The following is a 15956-nucleotide window of genomic DNA, read 5'->3' as shown; positions in this document are numbered from 1 at the left end:
GTTGCTTTTGTTTGACGCGTTTTCTTCACGCGAACCGGGACCCATTTCGCTTGAAACCGCTATCTTAGCCGCCGGTCATCGGCGGGAAAAACGCGATCTCGCGCGCGCCGGAAATTGCCGCATCCGGTCTGACATGCGCGTGATCGATCGCGGCGCGGATCACCTTCGGTTTCTCGAAGGCATAGGCATACGCATCGTCGCGCGCCGACAGCCAGCCGATCAGGTCGGCGATGGTGCGCACCTCGGCCGGCGGCTCAATGGTCTCCTCCGCCTTGCCGATGCGTTCACGAACCCAGGCGAAATACTTCACCTTCATCCCTCATCCTCCTTGATGAGGTGGTGGATGCCGGCGCGGAAATAGTCCCAGCCGGTGTAGATCGTGAAGATCGCGGACATCCACAGCAGCACGATGCCGATCAGCGTGGTCGGCGGGAAAATCTGCTCACCGGCTTCGCCCGCGATCAGGAACCCGATCGCCACCAGTTGGATCGTCGTTTTCCATTTCGCAAGCTTGGTGACGGGAACGCTGACCCGCAAGCCTGCGAGATATTCGCGCAGGCCCGAGACCAGGATCTCGCGGCACAGGATCACGATCGCAGCCCACAGCGTCCAGCCGTGGATCGAGTTGTCGGCGGCCAGCATCAGCAGGCTGGAGGCGACCAAAAGCTTGTCGGCGATCGGATCGAGCATCCGGCCGAACGCGGACTGCTGATCCCAGATCCGGGCATAATAACCGTCGAGATAGTCGGTGACCCCTGCCGCGATGAACACGGCCAGCGCCACCCAGCGCAGCCACAACGGGCCGTCCAGGATCGACTGCCAGTAGACACAGCCGATCACCACCGGGATCGCGGCGATCCGGGCATAGGTCAGGATATTCGGGAGGGACATGGTCTTGGGCTGTCCCCGGGTCGTGGCGATGTTCATCCGTCCTACCAATACCGCTCAAGCGAGAAGGTCAACAGTGCGTCCCCAAGGTGGCCGATCGCAGGCGACGCCCTGATGACTCCGTTTCCTTTAACCCGGCTGGGCGTGGAAAAACTCGAAAATCTTCCGGGCGCTCTCGGCGCTGACGCCTGGAACCTTGCCGAGATCGGCGATCGAGGCCCGCTCGATCTCCTTGAGCGTTCCGAAATGATGCAGCAGGGCACGTTTGCGCGACGGTCCAATGCCGGGAATCTCCTGCAGGCCGGCCTCGCGGATGTCCTTCTTGCGCAGCTTGCGGTGCGAGCCGATGACGAAGCGGTGGGCCTCGTCGCGCAGCCGCTGGATGAAATACAGCACCGGGTCCCGCGGCTCCAGCTTGATCGCCTCGCGGTCCGGCATGAACAGCGTCTCGCGGCCGGCGTCGCGCTCCGGTCCCTTGGCAACCGCCATCAGCGAGACCTGGGTTAGCCCGAGGTTCTGGAAAATCTCCCTGACCGCGTTGAGTTGGCCGCGGCCACCGTCGATGATCACGAGGTCCGGCCATTGCGGGAACGAATCGTCGTCCGCTTTCACGTTGGCGGCGTCGCCTTCCGGCGGCTTCAGCAGACGTTTGAAGCGCCGCTCCAGCACCTCGCGCATCATCCCGTAGTCGTCACCGGGCGTCAGCCCTTCCGACTTGATGTTGAACTTGCGATACTGGTTCTTCATGAACCCGTCGGGGCCGGCCACGATCATCGCGCCGACCGCATTGGTACCCTGGATGTGGCTGTTGTCGTAGACCTCGATCCGCTTCGGCGTGTGCGGCAGACCGAGCGTGGTGACCATGGCCTCCAGCAGCCGGCCTTGAGTTGCGGTATCCGCGAGCTTGCGGCCGAGCGCCTCGCGCGCATTGGTGAGTGCGTGACCCACCAACTCTCGTTTCTCGCCGCGCTTTGGCACGGAGACCTCGACCTTGTACCCGGCCTTGACCGAGAGCGCGTCGGCGAGCAGCGCGGTCTCCTCGATCTCGTGCGAGAGCAGGATCAGCTTCGGGGGCGGCTTGTCGTCGTAGAATTGCGCGAGGAACGAGGACAGCACCTCTTCCGGCGTGAACGTCTTCTCGGCCTTCGGGAAATAGGCGCGGTTGCCCCAGTTCTGGCCGGTGCGGAAGAAGAACACCTCGACGCAGGAGAAGCCGCCCTCCTGGTGGATCGCGAACACATCGGCCTCTTCGACCGTGCGCGGGTTGATGCCTTGCTGCGACTGGATCGCCGACAAGGCTGCGAGGCGGTCGCGGTAAAGTGCCGCGGTCTCGAACTCGAGCTCGCCGGAGGCCTTCTCCATCTCGGCAGCGAGCAATTCCTTCACGGCGTGGCTGCGGCCGGACAGGAATTCGGTCGCCTCGCGCACCAGTTCGCTGTAGCCGGGGAAATCGATCTCGCGCGTGCACGGGCCGGAGCAGCGCTTGATCTGGTAGAGCAGGCACGGCCGCGTCCGGCTTTCGAAGAAGCCGTCGGTACAGGAGCGGATCAGGAACGCGCGCTGCAGCGCCGTGATGGTGCGGTTGACGGCGCCGGCGGAGGCGAACGGGCCGAAGTAGCGTCCGGGCCTGGACTGCGCGCCCCGATGTTTGAGGATCTGCGGCGCCCAATGGTCGCCGGTGATCAGGATGTAGGGAAACGACTTGTCGTCACGCAGTTGCACGTTGAAGCGCGGGCGAAGCTGCTTGATCAGGTTGGCCTCGAGCAGCAGCGCCTCGGTCTCGGTCGTGGTCGAGACGATCTCGACATGAGTGGTCGCCGCGATCATGCGCAGGATGCGGGCGGCCAACGGCGCGTTGGCCCGCGCATAGGACGACAGCCGCTTTTTGACGTTCTTCGCCTTGCCGACATAGAGCACGTCATTGACGGCATTGAGCATGCGGTAGACGCCGGGCGAGGTGGGGGCGAGGCGAACCGCGTTCTCGATCGCGGCGTGTCCGGTCGCCAGCGTGCCCTCCACGACCCCTTCGGCGGGTTCTTCCGCGTCGGGCAGGCGCGCCTCGTCATCCTCGTCGGTTGCCGAGGTTTCGGGGTCGACGTCGTCCGTCCGGAGGGTCAGGTCGTCTTGCGGCAGGTCGGATTTTGAACCGCGCCGCGCCTGGCGGGGGGGCGGTGTCGGACGCTCGGGAGAATCGTGAACCATGGGCGTAAACTAAGCGCTGGAACGGGCGGTCGCCAGCGCCGGAAAAGAGGGCCGATTGCAGAGGGTTATCCGTCACGCACAGCCGTGAAGGCGGATGTGCAACGACTTGTTAAGACTGATCAGTGCCCGGTAAACCGGTCTTAACAACCCTTTAACTTAAAACTCTCGATAAACTTTTGAGAAGAAAGTGGAATTCCGTAACCATGCCGGCCGCTCAAGGCCGGCGGGTGGCGGCAGTTGCGTGGTGGAGAGTATCGATGACCCGGTTGGTTTTGCGCGTGCTGGCGCTGATCGTCGCAGGCTGGACGACTTCGGCGGCAGCGGCCGACGTCAACTACGGATCGCGGTACACTGTGTATCAGCCGCTGGACGCCTATAGCTGGGCCGGCCCCTATCTCGGCGGCAATATCGGCTACAACTGGGGCTCGATCGACAACAACCCGACCCGGCCGTCCGGCTTCGCCGGCGGCGTCCAGGCCGGCTTCAACTTCCAGAACGGCACGCCGTGGGTGTTCGGCATCGAAGGCGACATCCAGGCCTCGGCCGCGGACGATACCTTCGCGCCCTGGAAGTTCTCCAATCCCTGGTTCGGCACCGTGCGTGGCCGCGTCGGCTACACCTTCAACAACGTGATGTTCTACGGAACCGGGGGTCTCGCCTTCGGCGAGCTTCGCGGCGAGACGTTCGGCTTCTCGGAGACCCACACCAATGCGGGCTGGACCATCGGTGCCGGCGTCGAAATGGGCTTTGCCCCGCACTGGAGCGCCAAGGTCGAATATCTCTTCGTCGATCTCGCCACCAGCAACTTCGCTCTCACCGGCGGCGCGGCGAACGGCTACGGCTTCAGCCTGGTCCGCGCCGGCATCAACTATCACTTCTGAGAACAAGAAGACGTCGACCATCAACTCCCGGCTGCGCTTCGCGCGGCCGGGTTTCTTTTTTATGTCGGCGAGATGTCGCGAAAGAGGGCCGCATCAACGCGGTGGAGCCAGTATTTGATCGGCCGCACGTTTCCAACTCTGCGGAGCCCGCCCTCAGGCGGCCGCATCATGGTGATTACGCAGCGAGCACGGCCGTGTGCCCGACAGTTAGCTCACACGCAACGCGTCATTCCGCTTCCGTCGTGAGCCCGGGATCACGATGCGATCGGATACAATCGCGGCACGATCTCAGGTCTTTCACTCGCGCATGACCCAGTTCGGAAGCAAGCCTTCCGATTGTCCGGATCACGCCCGCACTCACGATGAAACCACCAGGTTGACCGCCTTGGGGCCTTTGCCCTTCTTGTCCGGTTCGACCTCGAATGTAATGCGCTGTCCTTCAGTCAGGTCCTTCAATCCCGCCCGCTCGACGGCTGTGATGTGAACGAACACATCGCGGCCGCCATCGTCAGGCTTGATGAAGCCGTAGCCCCGCTCGCCGTTGAAGAACTTGACCGTCCCAGTCATGGCCATCGGGAAACTCCTCCCCCGTATTGCTCCACCGTTACGCGCACGCCGCGCAGCGGTTGACCGACATTCGCTTGTCGGAAGCTTGGCCACCTGAACAGGCCGGCGTCACGCCGCCGGTCTGCCTGGATTTTATTTCGGCCTTGTCACTCCGCCGCAACCATTCGCGGAAGCGGAACGTAAAGCCAGTCGTAACAGGATGAGCATAATACGGTTCCGCGCAGATTGACTACGCTCAAATCACACTTTTCGGTGGGCCATTAAGGTTTAGGCGTTTCGAGTCTGAAGCGGGCTGCGCCGCCTTGGCCTAGCGGCTTCTCGAGTTCGGGCAGGATGATCTTCAGCTCGCTCGCCAGCGTCCATGGTGGATTCACCATCAAAAGCCCGCTGGAAACGAGGCCACTGCCGGTCTCCTGCGGAGCCACGCTGAATTCCAAACGCAAGCACTTGCCGGCCGGTTTGCTGGTTGCGGCTGCCGCGGCCACGCTGCGTGCGAAGTCGTCGGTGACCCTCCGGGATTTTACGGGGTACCACAAAAGATACGCGCCGGTCGGCCACTTTGCGAACGCGTCCGAAAACCCCTTGGCCAGCCGCTCGAACTCGTCCTTCGCCTCGAATGGCGGATCGATCACCACGAGGCCGCGCCGCTCGTTCGGTGGCACGAAGGCAGGAAGCGCCGTCCAGCCGTCGAGATCGACGACGCGGGCCTGCGTGTCGCGCCGCAATGCGTCGATCAGTTGCTTGCGCGCCGTTGGCTCGATCTCGCAAGCGGTGAGGCGATCCTGCGGTCGCAGCAGCGCCCGTGCGATCAAGGGCGAGCCGGGATAGGCCTTCAACTCTGCCTTCGGATTGAAGGCCCTAACGATGTCGAGATACGTCGCGACCAGCGGCTGCGCCTTGTCGGAGAAGCGCGCCTGCATCAGCCGCGCGATGCCGGTGAGCCATTCGCCGCCACGTTGCGCTTCACTCGACGTCAGATCGTAGAGCCCGGCGCCGGCATGGGTGTCGATGACGCGGAACGCGGCCTGCTTCTCCTGCAGATAGGTGAGCATGCGCACCAGCACGATGTGCTTGATGACATCAGCGAAGTTGCCGGCATGAAAAGCATGGCGATAGTTCATGCGATAGCCGTTACCACGTCATGGCGGGCGCGGCGACCTGTCCGTGTTCGCTCGCCGACGCGGACGGACGCTGAAGTGGCAGTCGTCCGCCAGCGGACTGGACGGGTAAGCGCTAGCCGCCGCGCATCGGCGGCATCAGCACCTGGTCGCGGCGGCAGGCGCGGCGATCGATCTCTTCGCAGGAACGGAACTGGAGATCCTTGCTGAGGCAGATCCGCACCTCGCTGAGCCGCCTGCTGTCGCAGGTGACCGCGATCGCCGAGCTGCTGAGCCCCGGATTGACCTTGATGAATGCAGCTTCCAGATCGTCGGGCGAGATCGTCTTCGGCTCCGACAATTGCAGAAATTCCTCGGGGATCTTCACCGCGGCGCGCGCCTTGCGGATGGTCTCGAAATAGGTGCGCTCGCCAAGCCCCGAGCAGGTGCCGTGTTTGTCCCACTCATTGTAGATCAGCCCTGGAGCGGGCATCAGGTCGAGCATCGAGCTCATGATGCCGCGGGCGAGCCGCGGCGAAGGCCGTTGGCAGTATTCCGGGAAACCGCGCTCATATTGCGGCCAGAGGCCGTGCACCACGAACGAGTACGGCCGCCCGCCGCATTGGGCTTGCGTGCCGCGGCCGTTGTTGCCGCGTTCGCTCGCCGCCTCGCAGTAAGACGGCGACCACGACAGCGACAGCACGTAGAAATCGAACTCACCCGGCGCATTCTGCCGCCGGTCCTGAGCCGACACGGCGATCGTGGTGCACAGCATGAATGTCGCAATGGAAACCAGAAATCGGGAAATGGTGACCAGCCGATACATCAAACGCTCCCTCACTGACGGCTGGAACCTAGCAGGCACGCCTAGAACATTTCAAGAACAAAACGCGCATCCGGCTGCAAGCGGGCAGCCCGCGGGCGCTCTGTCGTCAATCTGGCGGGAGAATCAGGGCCGCGCGGCGCGGCAGGAGGGGTTGTAGGCCCAGTTGCGGTCGAGCCCGGTGACGCACCATTCGACGCCCTGGCTGAAGCCGGCGAAGCCGCCATCCTCGATGATCGAAAAGTGCACTTTGCGCAGCCTGCCGTCGTTCAACATCACGTCGCCGGAGCAGTAACGGCGGGGAATATTGTCGGACTGCCAGGGACGGAAGGCGGTCTCATGGATGCGGCCGTAACCGGTGATCACCAGCGGTGAATTCCAGAAGGTGGCTTCCTTCTCGTGGAATTGCTCGCTGATGACGGGCAGGGCCCTCTCGCAAGGTGCAACGTTGCCGTCATAGCGCGGCCCTGACAGCCAGAAATTCAGCTCGAAGGGGTTGGCGGCCTGGGCCGTCCCCCCGGAAGCCAACAGGCCGAACACGAGCGCGGCACCAACGCCGAGCTTCTTGGCTGACATGAACAGGTCGCGCATGGGAATCCACCGATATTCCGATGCGGCGGACGGTGCCGTGAAGCCCCGGCAAGGTCAAGTGCAGCGCGGCAACACCTGCGGAGAAGTCCACTTTCGGCGAACCTCTCATTCTTTTCACGACCGCCGGCGCGCTCTATGTTGGCTTCAAGCGAAATGGAGTCTGCGATGCGAACGAAATTGGCCGCGTGCCTGGTTGCCGTCTGCGGGATGCTGGCCGTCGCGCCGGCGCGGGCCGATTGGTTGCAGCCGGTACCGCCGTTCAAGGGCAATGACACCGGCGGTATCATTGCCTATTCAGTGGCGATGCAGGTGGATGCGCGGCAGCTCGCCGTCGAGCACTGCGCTTCGTACGGCAAGGTGGTGAAATTCCTCTCCGTGCAATCCTACCCGGGTGGCTATATCTCGTTTGCCTGCCGCTGGGTGCCCTACGGCTCTTCAGAGCGGCCGTTGCGCACGCGCTACTGAGCGCCGCGCGAACCCTGCGATCGGTTAGTCGGAAGGCAATCGCCATGACGCGACGTCTTGCTTTGCTTGGTTCGGCCGTTTGCCTGGTGGTGTCGGCCGGGGCTGCCAGCGCGGTCGATCTGCCGACCCGCAAGGCGGGCCTGTGGGAGATGAAGATGGTCAAGACCGGCTCGTCGATGCCGGAAATGACCATGCAGCACTGCACCGACGAATCCACCGACAAGGAGATGAGCACGACGGCCGCGCCGATGGCCAAGCAGGTCTGCTCCAAGCAGGACATCCAGAAGACCGCCACCGGCTATGTCAGCGATAGCGTCTGCGGCGTCGCCGGGGTGACCGTGACCTCGCATGCCGAGATCGTCGGCGACTTCAACTCGGCCTACACGGTCAAGAGCACCTCGCACGTGGAGGGCGGCCCGTCCGGCGCCCGCGACAGCGTGACGACGATCGAGGCGAAATGGCTCGGCGCGTGCAAGAGCGACCAGAAGCCCGGTGACATCGTCATGCCCGGCGGCATGAAGATGAACGTCAAAGACATGGAAAAGCTGAAGGGCCTGCTGCCGAAGATGTCGAAGTAGCGCGCTGCATTCAGTTCTTGCAGAGCGCCTGATCATATCTCCGTCTCTCCGTCATGCTGAGGAGCGCGCAAGGCGCGCGTCTCGAAGCACGACGGCCGGGACGGTGGCCGTGCATCCTTCGAGGCTTGCAAGCGCTCGCACCTCAGGATGACGGATCGGCCCAGATATTCGCTACACCGGCACCCGCACCGCCGCCCGCAAGCCGCCCATCGGGCTTTCGCCGAGCATGATATCGCCGCCATGCGAGCGGGCGATGTCGCGGGCGATCGCAAGTCCGAGCCCGGTGCCGCCTTCGTCCTGGTTGCGGGCATCGTCGAGCCGCAGGAACGGCTTGAACACCTCTTCGCGCATGTTCGACGGAATGCCGGGACCATCGTCGTCGACGGTCACCGTGAGATAGCGATGGTCGCGATGGCCGGTGATCGAGATCGTGTCGGCGTGGCGCGCCGCGTTGGAGACGAGGTTGCCGAGGCAGCGCTTGAACGAGGCCGGCTTCACTGTCACCACCGGCAGGCCGTGGAACGCCACCGTCGCGACATGACCATGGCGCTCGGCGTCGCTGCGCAGCTCCTCCAGCGCCATCGCCATGTCGGTCGGCTGCGCCACCTCGCCGGAATCGCCGCGCGCGAAGGCGAGATAGTCCTCCAGCATCATCGACATCTCGTCGACGTCCTTGCGCATCGCCTCGATCTCGGGTCCTTCGCCTAGCAGGGCGAGCTCCAGCTTGAAGCGCGTCAGGATGGTGCGCAGGTCGTGCGAGACGCCGGCCAGCATCGCGGTGCGCTGCTCGATCGAGCGCTCGACGCGCGCCTTCATCTCGATGAACGCCTGCGCCGCGCGCCGCACCTCGCGCGCGCCGCGCGGCCGGAAATTCGGCGCCTCGCGGCCCTTGCCGAAGCTTTCGGCGGCATCGGCGAGCCTGAGGATCGGCTTGATCTGGTTGCGCAGGAACAGCACGGCGACGATCAAGAGGATCGTCGAGGTGCCGAGCATCCAGAAGATGAAGATCTCCGAGTTCGAGGCATAGGCGGCGCTGCGCTGGGCGAAGATTCGCATCACGGAATCATCGAGCTGCACCCGGATCTCGACCAGGTTGGACTTGCCGACGGTGTCGATCCAGAACGGCCGGTTGATCTGCCGCCCGAGCTGCACCGACAGTGTCTGGTCGAGCAGCGAGAAGAACGGCTTCGGTCCCGGCGGCGGCATGTCGCCCGCGGGGAGGAAATCGACCACGAGCTGCAGCTTCTGGGCAATGTGGCGAAGCTGCGTGCGGTCCTTGTCCTGCGGATAGTTCTTGTAGACGTCGATCAGCGCGGCGATGTCCGATACCACCGCGGCCGACAGGCGCCGTGTCACCGTGTTCCAGTGTCGCTCCATGAACACGAAGGCGACCACGGTCTGTAGCACCACCATCGGCACGATCATGATCAGCAATGCGCGGGCATAGAGGCCGGTCGGCATCCAGCTCTTGAACGCATTGCCCATCCAGCCATTGGCCTTCGACACGCGCTGCGACGCGTTGCGGATCAGGGTGAGGCCGGAGTCGATCGTGCTCATGGGCGAGACTTCAGGGGGCAGCCACCAGGCGATAGCCGATGCCGCGCACGGCCTGCAGGAACAGCGGATTGGCAGGATCGTGCTCGATCTTGCGGCGGAGGCGGTTGATCTGCACGTCGACCGCGCGCTCGTTGACGGTGCCGCCGCTGGTCAGCGCGGCGCGCGGCACGGTCTCGCCCGGGCTGGAGGCCAGGATGCGCAGCATCTCGCGCTCGCGGTCGGTGAGATGAATGATCTCCTCGCCCTGGCGCAGCTCGCTGCGCTCGATGTGGAAGACGTAGGGACCGAAGGCGATCTGCTCGACGGCGGTGACCTGCGGCGGCGCGGTGCGCTTGAGGATGTTGCCGATGCGCAGCACCAGCTCGCGCGGCTCGAACGGCTTGGCGACATAGTCGTCGGCGCCGATCTGCAGGCCCTCGATGCGGGCTTCGGCCTCGTGGCGGGCCGTCAACATGATGATCGGCACCGACGAGGAGGAGCGGATGAAGCGGGCGAGATCGAAGCCGTTCTCGCCGGGCATCATGACGTCGAGGATGAGGAGGTCGAAGTGCAGCCCCAGCAGCTTGGCGCGTGCGTCGCTGGCGCTCAGCGCGGTCGTGACGCGGTAGCCTTCGCCGGAAAGAAAGCGCGACAGCAGGTCGCGGATGCGCCGGTCATCGTCGACCAGGAGGAGATGCGGTGCATCGTCGGCCGGCTCGGCCGGCGGCCGCACCATCGTTGCAGTCTGCGCCACGGTCACTCCCTTGCTTTTCTGCCGCCGCCGAAGATCGCTTCGAGCACCTTGTCGGGGTCGTCGCGGTCGATCATCGCGCGCAGGAACTGACGAACGGTGTCGATGCCGGCGGCATCGATGCCGGCGACCGCGCGGTTGATGCGGTCGGTCTGCAGCCCCGCGAGCTTTGCGACCAGCGCCTCGCCCTTGGGCGTTGCATAGAGCAGGCGCTGCCGGCGATCATTGTTGCCGGTCTTCTGCACGATGTAGCCTTCGTCGAGCAGTTGCTTGAGCACGCGGCCGAGCGACTGCTTGGTGATGCGCAGCACATCGAGCAGGTCGGCGACCTTCAGTCCGGGGTAGCGGGTGACGAAGTGGATCACCCGGTGATGAGCGCGACCGAAGCCGAACGCTTCCAGCTCCTGGTCGGCGTCGCCGACGAAGTCGCGATAGGCGAAGAACAGGAGCTCGATTATGTCCCAGCGCAGATCGCGCCCGCCCTCCGCAGAAGGCGCGTGGTCGCTTCCCTGCGAATCGGGCTGGCCAGCCATGCCGGAGAAATTTATGTCAGCCATATTGACGTATCTTGGGTTCAATGTTACAAAACTGCCTATCAGGACGAAACATTAGGTCGTTTTGTCCTCGACAGCGTTTGAGGCGGCCTGAAAAAGCCAGTGATGGCGGTTTGGGCCGCAAATTGGACTACCGTGCGATTGTCGAGCGGCATTTCGGCAAACATACTGGACTTCAGCATTCCGCAAAAGCATGTCTAAACGGCATGTTGGCGCCGGAAACCGGCTCTTGGGCTGGCGATGGGTGAGGTCCGGACCAACCAAGCCAGCAGGCCCCGGGGGAAACAGGCCGGCGCCAGACATCGCGCTGGTTTCGAGAGCGGAAAGCAACAAGATGAGTTTGAAATTCGAAATCCAGCCTACGGCGAACCCGACATCCGACAAGGATCGTGCGGCCAAGCTCGTGGATCCGGGCTTCGGCCGGGTGTTCACCGATCATATGGCCATCGTCCGCTACAATCAGGCGAAAGGCTGGCATGGTGCGCGCGTCGAAGCGCGCGCGAATTTTCCGCTCGATCCGGCCGGCGCCGTGCTGCACTACGCACAGGAAATTTTCGAAGGTCTCAAGGCCTACAAGCGCGACGACGGCGGCGTGAACCTGTTCCGGCCCGACGCCAATGCGCGGCGCTTCCACGATTCGGCCGAGCGCATGGCGATGGCGCCGCTGCCGGAGCCGGTGTTCATCGAGGCGGTCGAGCAGCTCGTGCGGATCGACCGGGCCTGGATTCCGGGTGGCGAGGGCAGCCTTTACCTGCGGCCCTTCATGATCGCGAGCGAGATCTTCCTCGGGGTGAAGCCATCGGCCGAGTACATCTTCTCGGTCATCGCCTCTCCGGTCGGCTCCTATTTCAAGGGCGGGCCCGCGCCGGTGTCGATCTGGGTGTCCGAGAATTACACCCGCGCGGCGATCGGCGGCACGGGCGCTGTCAAATGCGGCGGCAATTACGCCGCGAGCCTGCGCGCGCAGGCCGAGGCGATCGATCGCGGCTGCGATCAGGTCGTGTTCCTCGACGCGGTCGAGCGCCGCTACATCGAGGAACTCGGCGGCATGAACATCTTCTTCGTGTTCGACGACGGCTCGCTCGCAACGCCGCCGCTCGGCACGATCCTGCCCGGCATCACCCGCGACTCGATCATCGCGCTCGCCAGGGATTCCGGCACGCGCGTGCGCGAAGAGCCCTATACGATCCAGCAGTGGCGCGCGGACGCCACCAGCGGCAAGCTGAAGGAAGCCTTCGCCTGCGGCACCGCGGCCGTGATCTCGCCGATCGGCAAGGTGTGCTCCGCGAGCGGCGATTTCCAGATCAGCGGCGGCGCGGCAGGCCCGGTCGCCATGGGGCTGCGCAAGAAGCTGGTCGACATCCAGTACGGTCGCACCAACGACCCGCATCACTGGATCAGGGACATCCGCTGACGGACGTAACGTCATTCCGGGTTCGCCTCTTCGACGCGCCCCGGAATGACGACGAGCAAACGGCAGCGGTTGCCGCATCGCGCGGCGACTGGTAAACGCCGCCCATGGCCGAGAAACCGAAAAAACCGCAGAAACTGAAGGCACGCCTGCCGCGCGGGCTGGAGGATCGTGGCCCGGCCGCGATCAACGCCACGCGGCAGATGGTGGAGAAGATCCGCGCCGTCTACGAGCTCTACGGATTCGAGCCGGTTGAAACGCCGGCGATGGAATACACCGACGCGCTCGGCAAGTTCCTGCCCGACCAGGACCGGCCCAACGAGGGCGTGTTCTCGTTCCAGGACGACGACGAGCAGTGGATCTCGTTGCGCTACGACCTCACCGCGCCGCTCGCGCGCTATGTTGCGGAAAACTTCGATCACCTGCCGAAGCCGTATCGCTCCTATCGCTTCGGCTACGTGTTCCGCAACGAGAAGCCCGGCCCCGGCCGCTTCCGCCAGTTCATGCAGTTCGACGCCGACACCGTCGGCTCGGCGACGCCGGCGGCCGATGCCGAAATCTGCATGATGGCGGCCGACACGATGGAGGCGCTGGGCATTCCCCGCGGCGCGTATGTCGTGAAGGTGAATAACCGCAAGGTGCTTGATGGCGTCCTCGAGGCGATCGGTCTCGGCGGCGATGAAAATGCGGGACGTCGCCTCACGGTGCTGCGTGCGATCGACAAGCTCGACAAATTTCCCGCCGATGAGGTTCGCAAGCTGCTCGGTGCCGGGCGATGGGACGGCGGCGAAGAGGGCAAGGGCGACTTCACGAAGGGCGCCGACCTCAGCGCGGCCGATGCCGATGTCGTCCTGGCTGTCACGCAAAAGCGTGACGATTGGAAAGACGCTATCGCTGCGGCCGAGATCTATCTGGCCAAGAGCGAAGTTGGTCAGACAGGCGTGAGCGAGCTCGAAGAGGTCGCCAGGCTGGTTGCCGCATCCGGTTATGGCGCGGACCGCATCCGCATCGATCCCTCCGTCGTCCGCGGCCTCGAATACTACACCGGCCCGGTCTACGAGGTTGAGCTGCTGCTCGACACCAAGGACGAGAAGGGCCGCCCGGTGCGGTTCGGCTCGGTCGGCGGTGGCGGCCGCTATGACGGTCTGGTCTCGCGCTTCCGCGGTGAGCCGGTGCCCGCGACCGGTTTCTCGATCGGCGTGTCGCGCCTGCAGGCTGCGCTGACGATGCTCGGCAAGCTGGATACGCGGGCCGAATTCGGCCCCGTGGTCGTCACCGTGTTCGACCGCGACCGCGTCGCCGACTACCAGAAGATGGTCGCGCAGCTACGCAGCGCGAATATCCGCGCCGAGCTCTATCTCGGCAATCCGAAGAACATGGGCAACCAGCTCAAATATGCCGACCGCCGCAACTCGCCCTGCGTGATCATCCAGGGCTCCGACGAGAAGGTGCGCGGCGAAGTGCAGATCAAGGATCTGATCGAGGGCGCCAAGGCCGCGGCCGCCATCGCCTCCAACCAGGAATGGCGCGAAACGCGGCCCGCGCAGTTCTCCTGTGCCGAGGCCGATCTGGTCGCCAGGGTCCGCGAGGTCCTGGCGCGGCATGACGTGACGTGGGGCTAGCTATTCGCTCGTGATGTCGTGTCCGGCCTTGTGCCTGATCTCCGCGTCTTGTTTGATGGCGAAGAACGTGGGTGGTCGCGACAGTGCGGGCCACGCCATGCAACACAAGGGAGAGAGTGGATGCCTGAGATCACCGTCAGCATGGCCGCCGGCCGCACCGAAGAGCAGAAGCTCGGCATGATGCGCGACATCACGCAAGCGCTGGTGAAAAATCTCGGCGTCGATGCGGAAGCCGTCGTGATCCAGATCAACGAAGCGCCGCTGCATCACAAGATGAAGGGCGGCAAATCCTTCGTCGAGCGCGCGGCGGCCGCGAAGAAGTAGTCCCGATCTCTCCACACGTCGTCCCTGCGAAAGCAGGGACCCATAACCACCGCTCTGAATTGTCAGAGTGTTGGGTCCCCAGCCTTCGCTAAATTGACATTCGTGGTTATGGGTCCCGGCTCGCGCTTCGCTTGGCCGGGACGACAGTTGTTATGAGGCGCCATGGACGCACGCGACTTCATCAAGATCGGCATGAGCGCCGAGCGCTTGCTCGTCGTGCCACCGGACCGCACGGTCGGGCATTTCGTACCTGATATGCCGATGGTCTATGCGACGCCGATGATGATCCTGGAGATGGAGATGGCGTCGGGCGATGCCATCCGTGAGGCGCTGCAGCCCGGCTGGGTCACCGTCGGCACCGAGGTCGATATCCGGCATCTCGCCGCGGCTCTCGTGGGCGCCACGGTGCGGACCACGGCAAGGGTGATCGCGGTCGAGCGCCGCGTGATCCGCTTCGAGGTCGAGGCCTTCGAAGGCGCCCGCAAGCTCGGCGAAGGCCGACACGCGCGCGCCCTGATCAATGTCGCGAATTTCAACCGAAGGCTTGGCGCGACATAGGTCTCGCGCTCCGACAGGGCAAACGGCGCGGTGTCCAGTACTCCAGAGAGGCCGGTGGTTGAACCGAGAGGTGACGGCCGAGAGAATGTGCATCGCATTTTCGCGGCATAGGGCGACCAACTGCGCCCTGCCACCGTTTGGCCTACTTCGCCAATTCCTTCGAGCGCCTGGTCGCTGCGGCGATGGCGCGGGTCATCAGCGGCTGCATCCCGTCCTTGGCCATCAGCACCTCGAGCGCGGCGGCCGTGGTGCCGCCGGGCGAGGTGACGTTCTGACGCAAGGTCGCGGACGGCAGCTCGGAGCGATGCAGCAGTTCGCCGGAGCCTGCGACGGTCGCCCGCGCCAACGTGGTTGCGAGTTGCTCCGGCAAACCGGCCGCGACGCCGGCGCGCGCGAGCTCTTCGGCGAGCAGGAACACATAGGCCGGGCCGGAGCCGGAGACCGCGGTCACCGCATCCATCAGGCTTTCGTCCTCGACCCATTCGACGAGCCCGGTCGCCTGCAGCAACGCATTCGCCGTGGCGCGCTGCGCGGCGGTCACATTGCTCGCCGGCACCGCGACCGTGATGCCGCGGCCGATCGCTGCCGGCGTGTTGGGCATCGCGCGCACCGCCGCGCCGCCGCAGACCTCTTGCAGCGCCGCGATCGTTGTGCCGGCCATGATCGAGACCACCAATGTCGAGGGGCCGACGAACGCCTTCAGTGCGGCTCCCGCCTCGCGGAACGATTGCGGCTTCACCGCGACGACCAGCGTATCGACCGCCCCGACGTCCTGAGCTTTTGGATTGAGGCGGACACCCTGCGCGGCAAGCGCGGAAATCTCAGGCGAGAGCTGCGGATCGATCACCATGACCCGCTCGGGCGCAAGCCCTTGCGCGAGCCATCCGGTCAGCATCGCGCCGCCCATCTTGCCCGCGCCCGCAAGCGCGATGATGCCGGTGGTGTTCTTCAATGCGCTGCTTGTGCTCACGAGTCGCTCCACAAACTCTGTGTCGTCCCTGCCTAGTGCGCAATTGCGCACGGGAGCAGGGACCCATAACCACAAGCGGTTCTAGTGAAGCGAGAAGCGAGCCACAAGCAGTTTGCTCAGCCACGAGGGCCGCGGAGT

General features: G+C 64.5%; 18 protein-coding genes. 7 read left to right on the top strand and 11 right to left on the bottom strand.

Features of this window, described 5'->3' with window-relative positions:
- Positions 1 to 64: 64 nt before the first annotated feature.
- From moaD to uvrC, 3 genes are all read right to left on the bottom strand, one after another.
- Entirely contained in the window at positions 65 to 316 is a 252-nt protein-coding gene (gene moaD / locus P6U30_RS31700; RefSeq protein ID WP_407166683.1) for a molybdopterin converting factor subunit 1, read from the bottom strand.
- Complete coding sequence (pgsA, locus tag P6U30_RS31695) at positions 313 to 927, bottom strand: CDP-diacylglycerol--glycerol-3-phosphate 3-phosphatidyltransferase (RefSeq protein WP_407148418.1); 615 nt, start codon at positions 925 to 927, stop codon at positions 313 to 315. Before pgsA ends, moaD begins: the two co-directional genes overlap by 4 nt.
- Positions 928 to 1017: 90 nt before the next feature.
- Entirely contained in the window at positions 1018 to 3090 is a 2073-nt protein-coding gene (uvrC, locus tag P6U30_RS31690; protein WP_407166682.1) for an excinuclease ABC subunit UvrC, read from the bottom strand.
- Between the two features lie 257 nt (positions 3091 to 3347).
- Here uvrC and P6U30_RS31685 point away from each other — a divergent pair, with 257 nt between their 5' ends.
- A complete protein-coding gene (locus tag P6U30_RS31685) occupies positions 3348 to 3971 on the top strand; it encodes an outer membrane protein (protein ID WP_407166681.1) in 624 nt (207 codons plus the stop codon).
- 357 nt (positions 3972 to 4328) lie between these two features.
- Here the strand turns inward: P6U30_RS31685 and P6U30_RS31680 are convergent, their stop codons facing one another.
- The 4 genes from P6U30_RS31680 to P6U30_RS31665 form a co-directional block, all read right to left on the bottom strand.
- Positions 4329 to 4544 (bottom strand): cold-shock protein, encoded by a 216-nt coding sequence (locus P6U30_RS31680; protein WP_066502379.1) that lies wholly within the window; start codon positions 4542 to 4544, stop codon positions 4329 to 4331.
- A 254-nt stretch (positions 4545 to 4798) separates the two neighbouring features.
- Positions 4799 to 5659, bottom strand: coding sequence for a 23S rRNA (adenine(2030)-N(6))-methyltransferase RlmJ (locus tag P6U30_RS31675; RefSeq protein ID WP_407166680.1), 861 nt, complete (start codon positions 5657 to 5659; stop codon positions 4799 to 4801).
- Between the two features lie 112 nt (positions 5660 to 5771).
- Complete coding sequence (locus P6U30_RS31670) at positions 5772 to 6410, bottom strand: ribonuclease T2 family protein (protein ID WP_407170587.1); 639 nt, start codon at positions 6408 to 6410, stop codon at positions 5772 to 5774.
- 174 nt (positions 6411 to 6584) lie between these two features.
- Positions 6585 to 7049 carry a hypothetical protein gene (locus P6U30_RS31665; protein WP_407166679.1) on the bottom strand — a complete coding sequence of 155 codons (465 nt, stop codon included), beginning with the start codon at positions 7047 to 7049 and terminating at the stop codon, positions 6585 to 6587.
- A 165-nt stretch (positions 7050 to 7214) separates the two neighbouring features.
- On the opposite strand from P6U30_RS31665, the gene P6U30_RS31660 reads away from it, so the two are divergent.
- Positions 7215 to 7514 carry a hypothetical protein gene (locus P6U30_RS31660; RefSeq protein ID WP_407166678.1) on the top strand — a complete coding sequence of 100 codons (300 nt, stop codon included), beginning with the start codon at positions 7215 to 7217 and terminating at the stop codon, positions 7512 to 7514.
- A gap of 44 nt (positions 7515 to 7558) precedes the next feature.
- Complete coding sequence (locus P6U30_RS31655; RefSeq protein WP_407166677.1) at positions 7559 to 8092, top strand: DUF3617 domain-containing protein; 534 nt, start codon at positions 7559 to 7561, stop codon at positions 8090 to 8092.
- Positions 8093 to 8263: 171 nt separating this feature from the next.
- Here P6U30_RS31655 and P6U30_RS31650 read toward each other — a convergent pair whose 3' ends face one another.
- The 3 genes from P6U30_RS31650 to P6U30_RS31640 are packed head-to-tail and all read right to left on the bottom strand — an operon-like array spanning position 8264 to position 10936.
- On the bottom strand, positions 8264 to 9649 hold the full coding sequence (locus tag P6U30_RS31650; RefSeq protein ID WP_407148410.1) for an ATP-binding protein: 1386 nt from the start codon (positions 9647 to 9649) through the stop codon (positions 8264 to 8266).
- Positions 9650 to 9659: 10 nt separating this feature from the next.
- On the bottom strand, positions 9660 to 10364 hold the full coding sequence (locus P6U30_RS31645; protein ID WP_407152659.1) for a response regulator: 705 nt from the start codon (positions 10362 to 10364) through the stop codon (positions 9660 to 9662).
- Positions 10365 to 10384: 20 nt separating this feature from the next.
- Entirely contained in the window at positions 10385 to 10936 is a 552-nt protein-coding gene (locus tag P6U30_RS31640; protein ID WP_407166676.1) for a MarR family winged helix-turn-helix transcriptional regulator, read from the bottom strand.
- A gap of 331 nt (positions 10937 to 11267) precedes the next feature.
- Between P6U30_RS31640 and P6U30_RS31635 the strand changes: the two genes are divergently transcribed.
- From P6U30_RS31635 to P6U30_RS31620, 4 genes are all read left to right on the top strand, one after another.
- The gene (locus P6U30_RS31635; RefSeq protein ID WP_407166675.1) at positions 11268 to 12347 is read left to right on the top strand and encodes a branched-chain amino acid aminotransferase; all 1080 of its coding nucleotides are present in this window, start codon (positions 11268 to 11270) and stop codon (positions 12345 to 12347) included.
- A 104-nt stretch (positions 12348 to 12451) separates the two neighbouring features.
- Positions 12452 to 13966 carry a histidine--tRNA ligase gene (gene hisS / locus P6U30_RS31630; RefSeq protein ID WP_407166674.1) on the top strand — a complete coding sequence of 505 codons (1515 nt, stop codon included), beginning with the start codon at positions 12452 to 12454 and terminating at the stop codon, positions 13964 to 13966.
- 120 nt (positions 13967 to 14086) lie between these two features.
- On the top strand, positions 14087 to 14290 hold the full coding sequence (locus P6U30_RS31625; RefSeq protein ID WP_211987987.1) for a tautomerase family protein: 204 nt from the start codon (positions 14087 to 14089) through the stop codon (positions 14288 to 14290).
- A gap of 162 nt (positions 14291 to 14452) precedes the next feature.
- On the top strand, positions 14453 to 14848 hold the full coding sequence (locus P6U30_RS31620) for a thioesterase family protein (protein WP_407166673.1): 396 nt from the start codon (positions 14453 to 14455) through the stop codon (positions 14846 to 14848).
- A gap of 142 nt (positions 14849 to 14990) precedes the next feature.
- Here the strand turns inward: P6U30_RS31620 and proC are convergent, their stop codons facing one another.
- Positions 14991 to 15755 (bottom strand): pyrroline-5-carboxylate reductase, encoded by a 765-nt coding sequence (gene proC / locus P6U30_RS31615; RefSeq protein WP_407170586.1) that lies wholly within the window; start codon positions 15753 to 15755, stop codon positions 14991 to 14993.
- Between the last annotated feature and the right edge of the window lie 201 nt (positions 15756 to 15956).

This window comes from Bradyrhizobium sp. ORS 111 (assembly GCF_045571485.1).
In the GTDB taxonomy this organism is placed as follows: Bacteria; Pseudomonadota; Alphaproteobacteria; order Rhizobiales; family Xanthobacteraceae; genus Bradyrhizobium.
The sequence above is the reverse complement of the archived record's forward strand: the minus strand, read 5'-3'. Positions and strand labels throughout refer to the sequence as shown.

Coding starts and splice junctions, on each gene's coding strand:
- hisS (WP_407166674.1), top strand. CDS start 12,452: ATGGCCGAGAAACCGAAAAAACCGCAGAAACTGAAGGCACGCCTGCCG.
- P6U30_RS31670 (WP_407170587.1), bottom strand. CDS start 6,410: ATGCTGTGCACCACGATCGCCGTGTCGGCTCAGGACCGGCGGCAGAAT.
- moaD (WP_407166683.1), bottom strand. CDS start 316: ATGAAGGTGAAGTATTTCGCCTGGGTTCGTGAACGCATCGGCAAGGCG.
- pgsA (WP_407148418.1), bottom strand. CDS start 927: ATGAACATCGCCACGACCCGGGGACAGCCCAAGACCATGTCCCTCCCG.
- P6U30_RS31680 (WP_066502379.1), bottom strand. CDS start 4,544: ATGGCCATGACTGGGACGGTCAAGTTCTTCAACGGCGAGCGGGGCTAC.
- P6U30_RS31660 (WP_407166678.1), top strand. CDS start 7,215: ATGCGAACGAAATTGGCCGCGTGCCTGGTTGCCGTCTGCGGGATGCTG.
- P6U30_RS31635 (WP_407166675.1), top strand. CDS start 11,268: ATGAGTTTGAAATTCGAAATCCAGCCTACGGCGAACCCGACATCCGAC.
- P6U30_RS31650 (WP_407148410.1), bottom strand. CDS start 9,649: ATGAGCACGATCGACTCCGGCCTCACCCTGATCCGCAACGCGTCGCAG.
- proC (WP_407170586.1), bottom strand. CDS start 15,755: ATGGGCGGCGCGATGCTGACCGGATGGCTCGCGCAAGGGCTTGCGCCC.
- P6U30_RS31640 (WP_407166676.1), bottom strand. CDS start 10,936: ATGGCTGACATAAATTTCTCCGGCATGGCTGGCCAGCCCGATTCGCAG.
- P6U30_RS31685 (WP_407166681.1), top strand. CDS start 3,348: ATGACCCGGTTGGTTTTGCGCGTGCTGGCGCTGATCGTCGCAGGCTGG.
- P6U30_RS31665 (WP_407166679.1), bottom strand. CDS start 7,049: ATGCGCGACCTGTTCATGTCAGCCAAGAAGCTCGGCGTTGGTGCCGCG.
- P6U30_RS31620 (WP_407166673.1), top strand. CDS start 14,453: ATGGACGCACGCGACTTCATCAAGATCGGCATGAGCGCCGAGCGCTTG.
- P6U30_RS31675 (WP_407166680.1), bottom strand. CDS start 5,659: ATGAACTATCGCCATGCTTTTCATGCCGGCAACTTCGCTGATGTCATC.
- uvrC (WP_407166682.1), bottom strand. CDS start 3,090: ATGGTTCACGATTCTCCCGAGCGTCCGACACCGCCCCCCCGCCAGGCG.
- P6U30_RS31655 (WP_407166677.1), top strand. CDS start 7,559: ATGACGCGACGTCTTGCTTTGCTTGGTTCGGCCGTTTGCCTGGTGGTG.
- P6U30_RS31645 (WP_407152659.1), bottom strand. CDS start 10,364: ATGGTGCGGCCGCCGGCCGAGCCGGCCGACGATGCACCGCATCTCCTC.
- P6U30_RS31625 (WP_211987987.1), top strand. CDS start 14,087: ATGCCTGAGATCACCGTCAGCATGGCCGCCGGCCGCACCGAAGAGCAG.